General features: G+C 70.3%; 16 protein-coding genes and 1 pseudogene. 6 read left to right on the top strand and 11 right to left on the bottom strand.

The genetic code is table 11. The features are described from left to right. Positions 1-359 precede the first annotated feature (359 nt). A complete protein-coding gene (locus ABZ796_RS15980; RefSeq protein ID WP_357338126.1) occupies positions 360-545 on the bottom strand; it encodes a MarR family transcriptional regulator in 186 nt (61 codons plus the stop codon). Positions 546-615: 70 nt separating this feature from the next. Here ABZ796_RS15980 and ABZ796_RS15975 point away from each other — a divergent pair. After that, positions 616-831: pseudogene (locus ABZ796_RS15975) on the top strand (VOC family protein); the annotation flags it as partial. Between the two features lie 41 nt (positions 832-872). On the opposite strand, the gene ABZ796_RS15970 reads toward ABZ796_RS15975, so the two are convergent. After that, positions 873-1,007, bottom strand: a complete 135-nt coding sequence (locus ABZ796_RS15970) for a hypothetical protein (protein ID WP_357338118.1) — start codon at positions 1,005-1,007, stop codon at positions 873-875. Positions 1,008-1,219: 212 nt separating this feature from the next. Between ABZ796_RS15970 and ABZ796_RS15965 the strand changes: the two genes are divergently transcribed. Next, positions 1,220-1,732, top strand: coding sequence for a hypothetical protein (locus ABZ796_RS15965; RefSeq protein ID WP_357338116.1), 513 nt, complete (start codon positions 1,220-1,222; stop codon positions 1,730-1,732). A 68-nt stretch (positions 1,733-1,800) separates the two neighbouring features. Here the strand turns inward: ABZ796_RS15965 and ABZ796_RS15960 are convergent, their stop codons facing one another. The 3 genes from ABZ796_RS15960 to ABZ796_RS15950 all read right to left on the bottom strand — a co-directional run bounded on the left by ABZ796_RS15960 (position 1,801) and on the right by ABZ796_RS15950 (position 5,552). Further along, the gene (locus ABZ796_RS15960) at positions 1,801-2,631 is read right to left on the bottom strand and encodes an alpha/beta fold hydrolase (protein ID WP_357338115.1); all 831 of its coding nucleotides are present in this window, start codon (positions 2,629-2,631) and stop codon (positions 1,801-1,803) included. A gap of 171 nt (positions 2,632-2,802) precedes the next feature. Beyond that, positions 2,803-3,912: a nitronate monooxygenase family protein gene (locus tag ABZ796_RS15955; RefSeq protein WP_357338113.1), complete on the bottom strand. Its 1,110-nt coding sequence runs from the start codon at positions 3,910-3,912 to the stop codon at positions 2,803-2,805. After that, on the bottom strand, positions 3,909-5,552 hold the full coding sequence (locus tag ABZ796_RS15950; RefSeq protein WP_357338111.1) for an acyl-CoA synthetase: 1,644 nt from the start codon (positions 5,550-5,552) through the stop codon (positions 3,909-3,911). The genes ABZ796_RS15955 and ABZ796_RS15950 overlap by 4 nt, the downstream gene beginning before the upstream one ends. 54 nt (positions 5,553-5,606) lie before the next feature. Here ABZ796_RS15950 and ABZ796_RS15945 point away from each other — a divergent pair, with 54 nt between their 5' ends. Next, positions 5,607-6,404 (top strand): crotonase/enoyl-CoA hydratase family protein, encoded by a 798-nt coding sequence (locus tag ABZ796_RS15945; protein WP_357338124.1) that lies wholly within the window; start codon positions 5,607-5,609, stop codon positions 6,402-6,404. Positions 6,405-6,422: 18 nt separating this feature from the next. Here the strand turns inward: ABZ796_RS15945 and ABZ796_RS15940 are convergent, their stop codons facing one another. From ABZ796_RS15940 to ABZ796_RS15915, 6 genes are read right to left on the bottom strand one after another with little or no spacing between them, the layout of a single operon-like run. Beyond that, positions 6,423-7,034 carry a cytochrome b/b6 domain-containing protein gene (locus ABZ796_RS15940; protein ID WP_357338109.1) on the bottom strand — a complete coding sequence of 204 codons (612 nt, stop codon included), beginning with the start codon at positions 7,032-7,034 and terminating at the stop codon, positions 6,423-6,425. Beyond that, a complete protein-coding gene (fadD8, locus tag ABZ796_RS15935; RefSeq protein ID WP_357338108.1) occupies positions 7,034-8,614 on the bottom strand; it encodes a fatty-acid--CoA ligase FadD8 in 1,581 nt (526 codons plus the stop codon). Before fadD8 ends, ABZ796_RS15940 begins: the two co-directional genes overlap by 1 nt. A gap of 58 nt (positions 8,615-8,672) precedes the next feature. Then, positions 8,673-9,389 (bottom strand): PaaI family thioesterase, encoded by a 717-nt coding sequence (locus tag ABZ796_RS15930; protein WP_357338106.1) that lies wholly within the window; start codon positions 9,387-9,389, stop codon positions 8,673-8,675. Positions 9,390-9,403: 14 nt separating this feature from the next. After that, on the bottom strand, positions 9,404-10,636 hold the full coding sequence (locus ABZ796_RS15925) for an NADH:flavin oxidoreductase (protein WP_357338105.1): 1,233 nt from the start codon (positions 10,634-10,636) through the stop codon (positions 9,404-9,406). Further along, on the bottom strand, positions 10,633-11,493 hold the full coding sequence (locus tag ABZ796_RS15920; protein ID WP_357338103.1) for an SDR family oxidoreductase: 861 nt from the start codon (positions 11,491-11,493) through the stop codon (positions 10,633-10,635). The genes ABZ796_RS15925 and ABZ796_RS15920 overlap by 4 nt, the downstream gene beginning before the upstream one ends. Next, positions 11,490-12,539 (bottom strand): LLM class F420-dependent oxidoreductase, encoded by a 1,050-nt coding sequence (locus tag ABZ796_RS15915; protein WP_357338101.1) that lies wholly within the window; start codon positions 12,537-12,539, stop codon positions 11,490-11,492. Before ABZ796_RS15915 ends, ABZ796_RS15920 begins: the two co-directional genes overlap by 4 nt. Before the next feature lie 83 nt (positions 12,540-12,622). Here ABZ796_RS15915 and ABZ796_RS15910 point away from each other — a divergent pair, with 83 nt between their 5' ends. From ABZ796_RS15910 to ABZ796_RS15900, 3 genes are all read left to right on the top strand, one after another. Beyond that, on the top strand, positions 12,623-13,591 hold the full coding sequence (locus tag ABZ796_RS15910) for an OB-fold domain-containing protein (RefSeq protein WP_357338099.1): 969 nt from the start codon (positions 12,623-12,625) through the stop codon (positions 13,589-13,591). Between the two features lie 10 nt (positions 13,592-13,601). Continuing rightward, positions 13,602-14,657, top strand: a complete 1,056-nt coding sequence (locus tag ABZ796_RS15905; RefSeq protein ID WP_357338098.1) for a thiolase domain-containing protein — start codon at positions 13,602-13,604, stop codon at positions 14,655-14,657. 160 nt (positions 14,658-14,817) lie between these two features. Beyond that, complete coding sequence (locus ABZ796_RS15900; RefSeq protein ID WP_357338096.1) at positions 14,818-15,981, top strand: thiolase domain-containing protein; 1,164 nt, start codon at positions 14,818-14,820, stop codon at positions 15,979-15,981. The last annotated feature ends 1 nt before the right edge of the window (position 15,982 follow it).

Below are 15,982 nucleotides of genomic sequence, written 5' to 3'. Positions count from 1 at the left end.
AGACGGGGCCACCGACCTCGACAACGCCGCCCTGCTCTGCTCCCATCACCACCACCGCGCCCACGACACCACCTACCTCCACGAACGCCTGCCCAACGGCGACATCCGCTTCACCAGGCGCACGTGAGCCGGCCCTTCGACTGGATACACGGCCGAGCGCGCGATCGGCCGGGCTACTACCGACCCGATGGTCAGGGTCGGCCGGCGGCATCCGAGTCCTGCAGGGAGTGGATCATGCCCTGCAGGATGCGGAACGCGTCCGTCTGATCGGCTGGAGTCATCCCAGCGAGCATCCTGACCTCGACGGACCGTACCGCCACGGTCGCCTTCTCGAGCCTCTGTCGGCCACGAGGGGCGAGTCACGCCGGCAGGGCCTTTCCGACGGGCGCCTCCGCGGGCCTGGTGACGTCGCCGTCTCGCTCCAGAGACCGGAGGAGCACGTTCATCGTCTGCCGCGTCACGAAGGCACCACGCGCGAGCTCGAAGTTCGACAGGCCGGGTCGCTGGGCCAGCAGCTCCAGGCAGGCGTAGTGCGTGACGCTCATCCCGAGCGGCCGCAGCACCTCCTCCATGGCGACGCGCAGCGCGCTCGACGCCTCCTTCAGCAGATAGCCGAGGGACTTGCTCCCGGGCACCGATCTCGGGTCTGTCGCCCAGCCCGGCATCGGTGCCGCGATCTGGCTCCACGCCACCGCGGTGCAGGCCATCCACGATGCCCTCGTCGCCGACGGCCACACCATCGTGTCCGCCCCGATCGACGGCCCCTTCGGCCGGACCTTCACCTTCGCCGACCCCGACGGCTATCAGATCACCCTCCACGACCGCTCCTGACGGCCGGCGCGCGGCGTCAACCGCCGACGCATTCGTCGCTGTCACCGCCGGAGTAGCAGGGCGGGGCCGCCGTAACCGTCCTGGTCGCGTTCGGGCGCCGGCAGGTCGATGGACCCGGGGATGTAGCCGAGCAGCAAGATCGCGGCTCCGCCGAGGGCCAGCAGCACGTGCCACACGGTTCCGATTGGCGATCGCGACCAGGGCGACGACCGACGCCACGACCGTCGCGATCGGGAGCCAGGGCCGACGCGAGATAACCCCAGCGGGTGAGGATCGGGCGCGCGGAAGCGAGCATGCGACCAGTCTCGCGGCCCCGGAGCTCGGCGTGATGCGCCTGCGTACTCAACTCCTTGACCTTCAGGCGGCTCGAACGCCGAGACTCTCGGGCATGACAACAACGCCTGCTGCCGACCCGACCATGGATGCCATCACCACCGCTGCGACCCTCGGCCGACAAGGAGACCTCGCCCGAGCGCGGGGGGAGCTGCTCGCGATCTGGGACGGTATCGGGGTGCTGGGTGACCCGCTCCACCGGTGCGTGCTCGCCCACCATCTCGCCGATCTCTACACCGACCCGGCGGTGGCGCTGATCTGGGACGTACGCGCGCTCGACGCCGCCGAGGCGCTCAGCGACCGACGGGCGCAGGAGCACGACGCGAGCCTCCAGGTCGCCGGATTCTATCCGAGTTTGCACGTCAACATCGCCGACAACCTCCGTCGGCTGGGTGCCTTCACTGCGGCCGCCGAGCACATCGGCAAGGCCGAGGAACGGGCAACGGCTCTACCGGGAGGACCGTACGGCGACATGATCCACACGGCGATCCAGGGTGTCGGCGAAGCGATCACGGCCCTTGACACCGCACCCCGGCCGAGCTCACCGACCGTCAGCGCAACCGCCTAGATGTTGGGCTAGGGGCCAGGCTGAAGGTCGGACGGCGAGCACCTCGGCCCGCCAGCTGGCCCCGGCCTTCACCCTCGCCGATCGGCCTTCGCGATGGTCGAGAGGATCGCGTCGGCAGCCGCCTGGGGCGCCTTGGTGGGGATCCAGTGGCTCACGCCGGTGAGCTCGACGAACTCGTACGGGCCGGTGACGGAGTTCTCGTTGCCCTCCAGCGCGGTGCGCCCGATCGCGACGTCACGGTCGCTCCAGAGCATGGTGGTCGGGACCGAGACCCGGCCGACGCGCGGAGCCAGGAAGAGCGCGCGGTACCAACCGAGGCCACCGGGCAGCGCGCCGTGGTCGATGATCTCCTCCCGGAAACGCTCGACGTCCTCGTCGTTCCAGCCGCTCCCCCGCATCATCCGCTCCATCCGGCCGTCGCGCCCGGAGACGAGCTCAGGAAGGAACGGAACGTTGAAGAGCGCCATGTAGGCCGACTTGCGCCGCTGCGGACCCTTCATCGACCGCGCGAACGGGACCGGGTGCGGGACCGACATCGCGGTCCAGCTCCGGACCAGGTCGGGGCGCTTGGCCGCCACTCCCCAACCGACCGCACTCCCCCAGTCATGACCGGCCAGGTGCACCGGTCGGCCGATCTCGTCGATGAGCGCCACCACGTCCTCGACGAGCTCGCCGGCGCCGTAGCCGAGGCGCGTACGCGGCCGGGCACCCGGCGAGTAGCCGCGCTGGTCCGGGGCGATGGTGCGGAAGCCTGCCTCGTGCAGGATCGGCGACACCTCCCGCCAGCAGGTCGCCCGCTCGGGGAAACCGTGCAGGAGCACGACGGGCTCGCCGTCGGCCGGGCCTGCGTCGATCACGTCGAAGGTGAGTCCGTCACGTACGTAGCTCGAGATCGTCACGCATGCATCCTGTCAGGTCCGTTCCGCCTCGGTGGCGGGGTTGGGGTGTGCGGTAGCGGCGCTGGCGACCAGGGTGTGCGATAGTGCGCGACGGTAAGGCGGGCCGGGACAAGGGCATGCAAAAGGCGCCGGCTCGGTGATCCGAGCCGGCGCCTTTCGTAGTGCCGCGACCTAGCCCTCGGCGATCGCGTCCAGGCGCTTGACGGTGGCCTCGAACTCGGCGATGAGGTCGGCCATGACCGCAGCCACGGGACGTACCTCGTTCATCCGGCCGACGATCTGCCCGACCGGCATCGCGACGACGTCGGGGTCCCCGGCGGCGTTGATGCGGTTGTGGGCGTCGGAGACGAGGAGGTTCTGCAGCGGCATCGGCAGCGGCGCCGGCGAGCCCTCGGCCTCCCAGGCGTCGGTCCACTTCGACTTCAGCAGCCGGGCCGGCTTACCGGTGTAGATCCGCATCCGGCGGGTGTCGGCGGAGGTGGCGCGGGTGAAGGCACTCTCCCAGCCGGCGTGGGTGTTGAGGTTGCGATACTCGCTCGTGCCGAGCCAGATGGATCCTGTCCAGACGCCCTGCGCACCGAGCGCCAGCGACGCGGCGATCTGCCGACCCGACCCGATCCCGCCGGCCCCCAGCACCGGCACGTCGGGCCCGACCGCGTCGACGATGTCGGGCTGGAGCACCATCGAGGCGATCTCGCCGGTGTGCCCACCGGCCTCGTAGCCCTGGGCGACGATGATGTCGACACCGTTGGAGACGTGGGAGACCGCGTGCTTCGGGGCACCCGCGAGAGCAGCCACCTTGACGCCGTGCTCGTGCGCCTTCTCGATCACGTCGTTGGGCGGGGTGCCGAGCGCGTTGGCGATCAGCACCGGCCGGTGCTGCAGCGCCACGTCGACGTGCGAGCGCGCGGTCGAGTGCAGCCAGCCGAGCACGCCCTCGCGCCCCTCCCCCTCCGGCAGCGGCGGCACCCCCAGCGAGAGCAGCGTCTTGTCGACCCACTCGGTGTGCTCGGCCGGGATGTAGGCGGCCAGGTCGGTCGAGGTGCCCTCGGTCGGCACCTTCATCGGCATCACCACGTCGACGCCGTAGGGCTTGCTGTCGGTGTTCTCGTCCATCCAGGTCAGGGTGCGGTCGAGCTCGTCGGCGTCGTTGAAGCGTACGCAGCCCAGCACGCCCAGCCCGCCGGCCTTGGAGACCTCCGCGGCCACGTGCTCCGAGGGGGTGAAGGCGAAGATCGGGTAGTCGATCCCGAATGCCTCGCACAGTGCCGTACGGATCATGCCTTCGCTCCTTCGGAGTCCTGCTCGGTCGCTCGGGTGGCCAGGGCGATCTCCTTGGCCTTGGGGTACTGGGCCTTGCCGGTGGCGTTGCGCGGCACCTCGTCCACGATGGTCAGCGCTCGCGGCAGCTTGTAGCCGGACAGGTGAGCCCGCAGGAACGTACGCAGCCCCTCGAGCTCGATGGTCGCACCCGGTCGCGGCTGGACGACTGCGGCGACGGCCTGGCCGTAGCGCTCGTCCGGGATCCCGACGACGAGGGTGTCGTAGACGTCGGGGTGTGCCTTGATGGCGGCCTCCACCTCCTCGGGGTAGACCTTCTCGCCGCCGGTGTTGATGCAGTTGGAGCCTCGCCCGAGGAGGGTGAGGCGGTTGTCGGTCTCGACCCGCGCGTAGTCGCCCGGGATCGCGTAGCGCTCGCCGTCGATCTCGACGAAGGTCTTCGCCGACTTCTCGGGATCCCGGTAGTAGCCGACCGGCACGTGGCCCTTGCGGGCTGTGCGGCCGATCTTGCCGACGTCGGTGGCGAGGTCGAGGGGGTGGCCGTCGTCGCCGATCACGGCGGTGTGGGCGCCGGCGGTGACCACGGGCCCGTCGGTCGAGAGCGCGGAGGCGTCCTGCAGGCCGGTGCCCTGGAAGCCGGTCTCGGTCGAACCCACCGAGTCGGTGAAGACCGCGTTCGGGAACGCCTTCATCCAGCGTTCCTTGACCGACTTGGAGAAGATCGCGGCGCTGGAGGCGATCGCGAACAGCGACTGGCCGTCGAAGCCTCCGGCCTCGTAGGCGTCGATGAGCGGCACCGCCATCGCGTCGCCGGTCATGAACATCATCTGGACCTTCTCGCGGTCGACGATCTCCCAGGTGCGTACCGGGTCGAACTTGGGCTCCAGGATCGTCACCTGGCCGGCGAAGAGGTGCATGAGCAGGCTCGCCTGGGCACCGCCGTGCATCAGCGGGCTGAGCGGCAGGGTGATGAGCCCGTCGCCGGCGGCCTGCTTGGACTGGTCGTACTCCTCCAGCGGCACTCCGGTCATGAAGTCGATGCCGCCGCCGAGCACGCGCCAGAAGTCCTCGTGGCGCCACATCACGCCCTTCGGGAAGCCGGTGGTGCCACCGGTGTAGATGACGTGGATGTCGTCGGCGCTGCGCTCGCCGAAGTCGCGGGCGTCGGACTGCCCGGACAAGGCCTCCTCGAGGGTGACACCGCCGAACGGGCTGAGGTCGGAGTCGTCGTGGGGCTCGAGCGAGTTGGGCACGGCAACGAACGTCGTCAGCCCCTCCAGCTTCGGGGAGACCTCTGCGACCAGCGGCGCGTAGACGCGGTCGTGGACCAGGGCCTTGAGGTCGGCGTTGCCGAAGAGGTACTCCAGCTCGCCGGCGACGTAGCGATAGTTCACGTTGATCGCCACTGCACGGATCTTGAGGATCGCGAGCAGGGCGATGACGTGCTCGACGGAGTTCTTGGAGTAGAGCCCGACGTGATCGCCTTTCCCGATCCCCTGGCCGGCCAGGTAGTGGGCCAGCTTGTTGGACTCACGCTCGAGCTCCGCGTAAGTCACGGTGCGGTCGCCGACTTGGACCGACACCTTCGCAGGCGCGGCGTCGACGGCGTGTTCGAAGAGGTCAGCAAGGTTCAGCGCCATGACTGCGAGACTAGAACACGTTTCAGTTTTCCGCTAGGGTCTGGTGTTATGCCGATCACAGAAACTTCTGCTCAGCCGGCCGCGATCGTCGAGCAGGACGGCCACAAGCTCATCGTCACGATGAACCGTCCCGAGCGCCGCAACGCCCTCTCCTCCGAGATGCTGCGGATCATGGAGGACGCCTGGGACCGGGTGAACTCCGACCCCGAGATCCGGGTCTGCATCCTGACCGGTGCCGGCGGCTACTTCTGCGCCGGGATGGACCTGAAGAAGGCCGACGAGAAGCCGCCCTCGGAGTCGTTCCAGGAGGGGTTCGACCCGACGGTGATCAAGGGCCTGCTGAAGGGCTTCCGGCTCACCAAGCCGCTGATCGCGGCCGTCGAGGGCCCCGCCATCGCCGGCGGCACCGAGATCCTGCAGGGCACCGACATCCGCGTGGCCGGCGAGTCGGCGAAGTTCGGCGTCGCCGAGGCCCGCTGGTCGCTCTACCCGATGGGCGGCTCCGCGGTCCGACTCCCCCGCCAGATCCCCTACACCGTCGCCGCCGAGCTGCTGCTGACCGGACGTACGCTACTCGCCCCCGAGGCCAAGGAGCTCGGCCTCATCGGCCACGTCGTGCCTGACGGCACCGCGCTCGCGAAGGCCCACGAGCTCGCCGACATGATCACCGCCAACGGGCCGCTCGCGGTGCAGGCGATCCTGCGTACGATGCGCGAGTCCGAGGGCAAGCACGAGGAGGAGGCCTGGGCCGACGACGCCAAGGTCGGCGCCGCCGTCTTCGCCTCCGAGGACGCCAAGGAGGGCCCCAAGGCGTTCCTGGAGAAGCGCAAGCCCGAGTTCAAGGGCCGCTGAGACCTCAGGCCCGATCCCTCACCTACGCAGCCCCGGGAGCATCCGGGGAAGCAGCCCACGGCGCAGCACCAGCAGTAGATGGACGCCGAGCGCGACGAAGAACGCGACATGGGCTGCCACGTGCAGCGCGACCAGGTCGTCGGAGACCGCCACCAGCGCCAGACCGGTGAGCGGGACGACGAACATGAGCGCGAGCAGCACCCGCTCGGTGACATGGGCCAGCCGGCGGTCGGTCGCGGTGAGCCGCGGGTCCCACGGCGGCAGCGAGGCGATGAGGCGCCAAGCCACCCGCAGGCCGCCCAGCAGCAGGATCCCCAGACCGAGCAGGATGTGCAGCTCGGGCAGGGCGATGCCGTCGACACCGATCCGGCCGTCCCACAGGTCCGTCCAGGCAGCAGCGAGCGTGCCGTCCTCACCCGTGCGCGCCTCGCACGCCTCCTCGAGGCGATCCAGGCGTTCCTCCTCCACGTCGGAGGTGTCACCACCGCTGCGGTCCTCCCCCGGCGGATCGCACTCGGCCTCGGTCGACATCGCGTAGCCGACCACGAACTGCAGCACGAACGCGGCGACGCTCAGCCAGTGCAGGGTCTTGGCGACGACCCCGTAGCCCGTTGTCGTCGCGTCTGCCATCAAGAGGGAGCGTAGCGTGCCCGCAGGGCCTTCTTGTCCGGCTTCCCCAGGGCTGTCATCGGGATCGCGTCGATCTCGATGACCGTCTTGGGCGCCTGGACGGAGCCCTTCCGCTCCTTGACCAGGGCCTGGATCTCGGCGACGACGGCATCGTCGAGGGTCTCGCCGGGACGTACGACCACGACGGCCGTCACGGCCTCGCCGAACTTCTCGTGCGGGGTGCCGATGACGGCGACCTGGGCGACGGCCGGGTGGGTCGCGATGACGTCCTCGACCTCGCGCGGGAAGACGTTGAAGCCGCCGGTGACGATCATGTCCTTGGTGCGGTCGACGATGTACCAGAAGCCGTCCTCGTCCTGCCGGGCGACGTCGCCGGTGTGCATCCAACCGTCCCGGAACGTCTCCGCGGTCACCTCGGGCAGCTGCCAGTAGCCACCGGAGAGCAGCGGGCCGGCGACGCAGATCTCGCCGGGCTCGCCCGGGGCCACGGGGGTGCTGTCAGCCCCGATCAGGGCGGTGCGCACCAGCGCCGAGGGGCGGCCGCAGGAGGTGAGTCGATGGGTCGCGGGGGTGCCGTCGGCGTTCACGTGGTCGCCCTTGGCGAAGTAGGTGATCGCCATCGGCGCCTCGGACTGGCCGTAGTACTGGGCGAAGATCGGCCCGAAGCGCTCGATCGCCTCGGCCAGGCGCACCGGGTTGATCGCGGAGGCGCCGTAGTAGACGGTCTCGAGCGAGGACAGGTCGCGGGTGCGGGAGTCGGGGTGGTCCAGCAGCGCGTACAGCATCGTCGGGACCACCATGAGCGAGGAGATCCGCTCGCGCTCGATGGTCTCCAGGACCTCCGCCGGGTCGAACTTCGGCAGCACGAAGAGGGTGCCGCCCTTGATCACGACGGGCACGAAGAAGGCGGCGCCGGCGTGCGAGAGCGGCGTGCACATCAGGAAGCGGGGCGACTCGGGCCACTCCCACTCCGAGAGCTGTACCTGGGTCATCGTCGCGAACGACCCGGCCAGCCCGATCACACCCTTGGGCTTCCCGGTCGTCCCGCCGGTGTAGGTGATCGAGGTGACGTGGTCCGGCGGCAGCAACTTCGCGCGCAGCGGCTCGACGTCGTACGTCGCCGCCGCGGCGACCAGGTCGACCCCGACCTCGGCCAGCTGCGGCGGCACCGGCCCGATGGTGAGCACCTGCTTGAGCCCGGGGCACAGCTCGAGCAGCTCGACGGCCCGGTCGGCGAAGTAGGGGTCGATGACGATCCCGGTGATCCCGGCGTCGTTGATCACGTACGCCTGGTCCTCCGCACTCCCCAGCGGGTGCAGCGAGGTGCGCTGGAACCCCTGGGTCTGGCCGGCGCCGAGGATGAACAGCACCTCGGGCCGGTTGAGCGCGAGCAGCGCGGTCGCCGAGCCGGTGCCGGCACCGAGCGCCTCGAAGGCCTGGACGTACTGACTGATCCGCGCCGACACCTCCGCCCCGGTCAGACTCACCTGACCGAGATGAATGATCGGACGGTTCTTGTGGCGCTCCAGCGCCGAGACCATCAGATGACCGTTGTGGGGACCGATGCGGCTGGTATCCATGTCCGCACCCTACCGTCAAACTAGAACGTGTTCTAGCCCCCGACCGAGCGGCACGGCCTCAGGCGTCGCCGACGTGCTCCCGGTCGGCATCCGCCATCGCCTCGCGCGCCCATCGGGGCAGGATGAAGATGCCCTCGGCCTCCACGCACACCGCCGGCTCGGAGTCGTCGGCCGGCCGGGTCAGGAGCCGGCCGCGTACGATCGCCTTCACGCCCTCGGTCGACGCGATCCGCGCCTCGCCGCGCAGCGGGCCCAGCGGAGTCCCCTGCTTGTAGACGATGGTCAGGGTGCCCGTCATCCCGGGCCGGCCGCCGGCCGAGGCGGCCTCGCCGAGCAGCTGGTCCAGGATGAGCGCGGAGACACCACCGTGGACCAGCCCCGGCGGGCCCTCGTAGGCCGGCCCGAGCTCGAAGTCGGCCCACACGTCCTCGCCGTCGCGCTGGACCGCCAGCGGCGGGGCGAACGCGTTCCCCTTCCCGACCACCGGGTTGCCGTAGTTGCGGAAGCCGCCGTCGGGGCCGAACCGGACCCCGTGCGGGCCGGGCAGCGCCTCGGCGAGCAGGTCGGCGGTCAGTGCCTCGACCCGGCTGCGTACGTCATCGAGGACGGCGTCCGGGACCTGGGTGCGCACGACGGCGTCGACCAGGCTGCGCACCGAGTCGGTCAGCGGGACCAGGGCGGCCTCGCGCTCCTTGATCTCGGCCTCGGTCATGTCGTCGTGGACGTATCCCGCAGGAGCCTTCGGGTGGTGGGCACGTCCGTAGTGCATCGACATCTCGGTCCTCGCGTTCACGATGGGGGCAGGAGGGGGTGAGCCTCACGGTAGACGTGGTCGGCGTCGAGGTGGCAGTGGGTCCCCGGGTAGATGGTCGACATGCACAGGTTGCAGTGGGTGCATCTCGACACCGTCGAGGGGTCGGACCGGAGGCGGTTGACCAGGTCCGGCTCGCGAAGCAGCGCGCGGGCCATCGCGACGTACTCGAAGCCCTCGTCCATCGCGGTGCGCATGCCGGTCAGGTCGGTGACCCCGCCGAGGAGGACCAGCGGCATGCGCAGTGCGCGGCGGAACTCGCGGGCGTTGTCGAGGAAGTAGAGCGGTTTGTAGGGGTACTCCTTGAAGAAGCCCTTCCCCACCATCCGCATGCCCATTCTGATCACCGGGTGCAGCGGCATGTTGGCCGCCATCTCGCGGTAGGGGGCGTCGCCGCGGAAGAGATACATCGGGTTCATGAACGAGGAGCCGCCGGTGAGCTCGAGCGCGTCGAGGTGACCGTCGGACTCCAGCAGACGCGCGAACTCCACCGACTCCGGCAGGTCGAACCCGCCGCGATAGCCGTCACGCATGTTCATCTTGGCGAGCACCGCGACCTGGCCGCCGACCGCCTCACGCACCGCCTCGAGGATCCGGCGTGGGAACGAGGCCCGGTTGGCCAGCGACCCGCCGAACTCGTCGGTGCCCGAGTTGAGGCGCGAGTTGAGGCGTGGGCTGAGGAAGGCGCTGGGCAGGTAGTTGTGGCCGAGGTGCACCTCGATCGCGTCGAACCCGGCCTCGACCGCCATCCGCGCCGCGGCGCCGTGCTGCTCGACGACCCGAGCGAGATCCGCCGCTGTCGCGGCGCGGTTGAACGCCATCCCGAGCGCGTTGAACGACCGCGTCGGTGCCAGTGACGGCACCCCGTTGGACTTCGCGTTCGCCACCGGTCCGGCATGGCCGATCTGGGCCGAGATCTTGGCACCGGTCTGGTGGATCTCCTCGGTCAGCCGGCGCAGTCCGGCCAACGCCTCCGGTCGCCAGTAGATGCAGTCGGCATGCGTACGTCCCTCCGGGGCCACCGCGAGATAGGCCACCGTGGTCATCCCGACGCCACCCTCGGCGACGGCGAGGTGGTAGTCGATCAGCCGGTCCGAGACCAGCGCGCCGGGCGAGGCTCCCTCGAAGGTCGCGGCCTTGATCACCCGGTTGCGCAAGGTCACCGGACCAAGCGTCGCCGGAGCCAGCGGGTCGGTCGTGGAGTCGGTCACGCGCGCACCTTCCTGAACTCACGCATCCGGCGCAGGTAGCCCCGCAGCCGTCTGCCGGGCACCGGCCGTGGCCAGTCGTCGGCCCGGAACCAGGCGTCGGTGCCGCCGTCGACCACGACGACGCTGCCGACCATGAAGTCCGCGGCCGGACTCAGCATGTGGATCACCCAGTCGGCGAGCAGCCCTGGGTCGCCGTAGCCGCCGGCCGGGACCGGGAACGACCGGATCGCCTTCGCCTCCCCCGGCGTCGCGAGCTGCCTCTCCAGCAGCGGCGTCAGCACCGCACCCGGCGCGATCGCGTTGAGCCGGATCCCGGCCCCGACCCAGTCGGGCTCGACCGCGCGCCGCCGCACCCAGCGGGTCACGGCGATCTTCGAGGCGCCATAGGCCATCGCCGGCGCCCCCTTCCCGAAGATCCGGTACGCCTTCAGCGCCCGCTCCACGTCGCCCTCGAGCAGCGCGGCCACCGCCCGGCCCGGGACCAGCGGCATCGTCGTGGTCGAATTGCTCGAGAACACCACGACCTTCGCGCCACCGGGTGCGGTCAGCGCCTCGCGCCAGCCTTCGAGGAGCTCGACCACGCCGAAGTAGTTGACCTGGGTGATCAGCGCGGGCCGATCCCGTCCCGGCGCAGGTCCGAGCCCGGCCGCGAGGACGGCACCGTCGAGCCGGCCGCCGCACGCGGCGAGCACCTTCTCCGTGGCGTCGCGACGGCCCTGCGGCGTCGACAGGTCGGCGACGACGTCGGCCTCGGCGATGTCCACGGTGATCACCCGGTGCCCGGCGGCGAGGAGCCGTTCGACCACGGCGGCTCCCATACCCGAGGCCGACCCGGTGACGGCGTAGACCTCCGTCATCCGATCACCTCGGCGATCCGGTGCACGTCGGCGGCCGAACCAAGGCTGAGCAGCAGCGTGGTCACACCGGTCTCCTCCCACTGGGCCACCTTGTCGCGTACCTCGGCCTCGGTGCCGATGATGTGCAGGTCGTCGACGAGGTCGTCGGGGATGAGTGCGGTCGCCTTCTCCTTCTCGCCGGTCAGGTAGAGCGCCTGGACCTGGCCGGCGAGCTCGGCATAGCCCATCCGCTCGAAGACCTGGTTGTGGAAGTTCTGCTCCTTGGCGCCCATCCCGCCCATGTAGAGGGCCGCGAAGGGTTTCATCGCCTCGAGCGCGGCCTGCTTCTCCTGCGCGTCAGCGACGATCTGGAGATGGCAGGTCGCGGCGATCTCGAAGTCGTCGGCGGTACGCCGCGCCCCCGGTCGCGCGAAGCCCTCGGCCAGCCAGTCGGCGTACATCGGGGCGGAGCGCGGCGTGTAGAAGATCGGGATCCAGCCGTCGGCGATCTCGGCGGTCTGGGCGACGTTCTTCGGGCCCTCCGCGCCGAGCCAGATCGGGATGTCGGAGCGCAGCGGGTGCACGATCGGCTTGAGCGGCTTGCCGAGCCCGACCGAACCCTCGCCCATGAAGGGCAGCGGGTAGTGCGGCCCGTCGTTGGTCACCGGCGCCTCCCGGGCCAGCACCTTGCGGATGATCGAGACGACCTCGCGGGTGCGGGCCAGCGGCTTGCCGAACGGCTGGCCGTACCACCCCTCGACCACCTGCGGGCCGCTCACGCCGAGGCCGAGTACGAACCGGCCGCCGGAGAGGTGGTCGAGGGTCAGTGCGTGCATCGCGATCGAGGTCGGTGTACGTCCGGACATCTGCACGATCGAGGTGCCGAGACGGACCCGGGAGGTCTCCCGACCCCACCAGGCCAGCGGCGTGAACGCGTCGCTCCCCCACGCCTCGGCGGTGAAGATCGCGTCGAACCCGGCCTCCTCGGCAGCGGCGACGAGCTCGCCGACACCGCTCGGTGGCTGTGCTCCCCAGTAGCCCAGCTGTAGCCCCAGCTTCACTTTCATCGACTCCTTCGTCCGCGGCTCCGCCGCTGATCGGCAGGGCGTACGGGTTGTGGCCAATACTAGAACGTGTTTCACTTTCTACCATGAGTCGCACCTTGCAGGCACCCGTGACGGTCGCCTTCGACTACACCAGATCCACAGGCCCGGTGATCGGCCGCTTCCTCACCGGGCTGCGGGACGCCACCATCGTCGGCGGCCGACTCGGTGACGGTCGAGTCGCCGTCCCACCACCTGAGTACGACCCGGTCGGCCATCAGGCCGTGACCGAGTTCGTCGAGCTCCCGGACACCGGCACGGTCACCTCGTGGACCTGGGTCAGCGAGCCCGTCGCCGGCCAGCCGCTCCAGAAGCCCTTCGCCTTCGCGCTGATCACGATCGACGGCGCCGACACCCCGTGGCTGCACGCGGTCGACGTCGCCTCCCCCGACGACATCGAGACAGGGATGCGGGTACGAGCGCGCTGGGTCGAGGAGCGCACCGGGTCGGTCACCGACCTGGTCTTCGTGGCCGACCATGTTGGTCTCGACACGGATTCGCTCGTCCCTCACGAATCCGGCTCGACCAGCGAGACCGCAGTGAGCCGGATCGTGACCCCGGTCAGCCTCGACTACCACTACGCGGCCTCGCCGGAGGAGTCCTCGTTCTTCCGCGGCCTGGCAGAGGGCCGGATCCTGGGCCAGCGCTGCCCGAAGTGCCGCAAGGTCTACGTCCCGCCGCGCGGCGCCTGCCCCACCGACGGCGTGCCGACCTCCGAAGAGGTCGAGCTCTCCGACGTCGGGACGGTCACCACCTTCTGCATCGTGAACGTCCCGTTCCAGGGCCAGAAGATCAAGCCGCCGTACGTCTCCGCGTACGTCCTTCTCGACGGCGCCGACATCGCGCTGCAGCACCTGATCCTGGACATCCCGGCCGAGGAGGTCCGGATGGGCATGCGGGTCAAGGCGGTCTGGAAGCCGCGCGACGAGTGGGGCACCAGCATCGAGAACATCAGCCACTTCGCGCCGGCCGACGAGCCGGACGCGGACTTCGACAGCTACAAGCACCACCTGTGAGGAGCGCTCAGTGAGAGACGTTGCCGTCGTCGGGTTCGCCCAGCGACAGATGAAGGACTTCGACGGGTCGCCGAGCATGGCCGAGCTGCTCGTGCCGATCCTGGCCGAGTGCTACGAGCAGACGGGATGGGCCAAGAAGGACATCGGCTTCTGGTGCTCCGGCTCCTCGGACTACCTGGCCGGCCGGTCGTTCTCGTTCGTGAGCGCGATCGACGCGATCGGGGTGCTGCCGCCGGTGAACGAGTCGCACGTCGAGATGGACGCCGCCTGGGCGCTCTACGAGGCCTGGCTGAAGATCCAGACCGGCGAGGTCGACTCCGCGCTGGTCTTCGGCTTCGGCAAGGCGTCGGCCGGCGTGCTGCGCCGCACCCTGTCGCTGCAGCTCGACCCCTACACGATGACACCGCTGTGGCCCGACACCGTCTCCCTGGCCGCGCTCCAGGCGCGCCTCGGGCTCGACGCCGGGCTCTGGGACGAGAACGCGCTGGCCGAGGTCGTCAACCGGTCGCTGACGGATGCGGAGAAGAACGAATACGCGGTCCGGGCCGGCGGCTCCTCGGTGGGCGAGCTGCTCGCCCGGCCGATGTTCGCCGACCCGCTGCGCAAGCACGACTGCGCGCCGGTGACCGACGGTGCGGCCGCGATCGTGCTCGCCGCCGGCGACCGGGCGTACGACGCCAACCAGCGCCCGGCCTGGATCACCGGGATCGCGCACAGCTCCGACGGCCTCCACCTCGGCACGCGCGACCTGACCGTCTCCGGGTCGGCCGAGCGGGCGGCCGCTGCCGTCGGCGGCATCGCCGGCGTCCAGGTCGCCGAGCTGCACGCGCCGTTCAGCCACCAGGAGCTCGTCCTGCGCTCGGCGCTCGGCCTCGGCGACGACGTCGCGGTCAACCCCTCCGGTGGGGCGCTCGCCGCCAACCCGATGTTCAGCGCCGGCGCGATCCGGATCGGCGAGGCCGCCAAGCGGATCTGGGACGGCAGCGCCGACAAGGTGCTCGGCCACGCGACCAGCGGGCCGGCCCTGCAGCAGAACCTCGTGTGTGTGATGGAGGCCGGGGCATGAGGCCGAGTCGGCTCATCCTGACCGAAATTCCTGCCGAGTCGGCCCGTCATGACGCGCCGACTCGGCGCAGATCCGTGTCAAGACGCGCCGACTCGGCGCCGGGACCGGACCACAGACGACAGATGTGCCGGATCGGCACCCGGCGGAAGGTAATGGACTGATGGGCAAGACACCTGCGGCCGTCGTGGGGATCGGCCAGACCCACCACCGCGCCAAGCGCGAGGACGTCTCGATGGCCGGGCTGTGCCGGGAGGCGATGGACCGGGCGCTCGAGGACGCCGGGCTGACGCTCGACGAGGTCGACGCGATCGTCCTCGGCAAGGCACCGGACCTGTTCGAGGGCGTGATGATGCCCGAGCTCTATCTCGCCGAGGCGCTGGGCGCCGCCGGCAAGCCGCTGCTCCGGGTGCACACCGCCGGCTCCGTGGGCGGCTCGACCGCCATCGTGGCCTCCTCGCTGGTCCAGGCCGGCGTCCACAGACGCGTGCTCACCGTCGCCTTCGAGAAGCAGTCGGAGTCGAACGCGATGTGGGCGCTGTCGGTGCCGATCCCGTTCGTCATGCCGGTGCACGCCGGCGCGGGCGGCTACTTCGCCCCGCACGTACGCTCCTACATCCGCCGCTCGGAGGCGCCATCGCACATCGGCGCCATGGTCGCGGCCAAGGATCGCAACAACGCCCTGAAGAACCCCTACGCCCATCTGCACAACGAGGGCACCACGGTCGAGTCCGTGCTGGCCTCGCAGATGCTGTGGGACCCGATCCACTACGACGAGACCTGCCCGTCCTCCGACGGTGCCTGCGCGATGGTGATCGCCGCCGAGGACGTCGCCAGGACGTACGAGGCACCCGCCTGGATCCACGGGACCGCGATGCGCTCCGAGCCCACCTCGGCCGCCGAGCGCGACCAGGTCAACCCGCAGGCCGGCCGCGAGGCCGCGGCGGCGCTGTGGAAGGCGACCGGGATCACCGACCCGGCCCGTGAGATCGACTGTGCCGAGATCTACGTGCCGTTCGCCTGGTTCGAGCCGATGTGGCTCGAGAACCTCGGCTTCGCCGCCGAGGGCGAGGGCTGGAAGCTCACCGCGGCCGGCGCGACCGCCATCGGCGGCAGCCTGCCGGTCAACATGAGCGGCGGCGTGCTCTCCTCCAACCCCATCGGCGCCTCCGGCATGCTCCGCTTCGCCGAGGCGGCTCTGCAGGTCCGGGGCCGCGCCGGCGAACACCAGGTCGACGGTGCCCGCCGCGCCCTCGGGCACGCCTACGGCGGCGGGTCGCAGTTCTTCTCGATGTGGGTCGTGGGGTCCGAGAGACCGACGAACTAGA

Origin of the sequence: Nocardioides sp. NPDC047086 (assembly GCF_040643685.1) — a bacterium.
GTDB lineage: Bacteria > Actinomycetota > Actinomycetes > Propionibacteriales > Nocardioidaceae > Nocardioides.
This window is presented reverse-complemented; position numbering and strand designations above follow the sequence as displayed.

Coding starts and splice junctions, on each gene's coding strand:
- ABZ796_RS15980 (WP_357338126.1), bottom strand. CDS start 545: ATGAGCGTCACGCACTACGCCTGCCTGGAGCTGCTGGCCCAGCGACCC.
- ABZ796_RS15965 (WP_357338116.1), top strand. CDS start 1,220: ATGACAACAACGCCTGCTGCCGACCCGACCATGGATGCCATCACCACC.
- ABZ796_RS15955 (WP_357338113.1), bottom strand. CDS start 3,912: ATGATCCGTACGGCACTGTGCGAGGCATTCGGGATCGACTACCCGATC.
- ABZ796_RS15950 (WP_357338111.1), bottom strand. CDS start 5,552: ATGGCGCTGAACCTTGCTGACCTCTTCGAACACGCCGTCGACGCCGCG.
- ABZ796_RS15940 (WP_357338109.1), bottom strand. CDS start 7,034: ATGGCAGACGCGACGACAACGGGCTACGGGGTCGTCGCCAAGACCCTG.
- fadD8 (WP_357338108.1), bottom strand. CDS start 8,614: ATGGATACCAGCCGCATCGGTCCCCACAACGGTCATCTGATGGTCTCG.
- ABZ796_RS15930 (WP_357338106.1), bottom strand. CDS start 9,389: ATGTCGATGCACTACGGACGTGCCCACCACCCGAAGGCTCCTGCGGGA.
- ABZ796_RS15920 (WP_357338103.1), bottom strand. CDS start 11,493: ATGACGGAGGTCTACGCCGTCACCGGGTCGGCCTCGGGTATGGGAGCC.
- ABZ796_RS15915 (WP_357338101.1), bottom strand. CDS start 12,539: ATGAAAGTGAAGCTGGGGCTACAGCTGGGCTACTGGGGAGCACAGCCA.
- ABZ796_RS15910 (WP_357338099.1), top strand. CDS start 12,623: ATGAGTCGCACCTTGCAGGCACCCGTGACGGTCGCCTTCGACTACACC.
- ABZ796_RS15900 (WP_357338096.1), top strand. CDS start 14,818: ATGGGCAAGACACCTGCGGCCGTCGTGGGGATCGGCCAGACCCACCAC.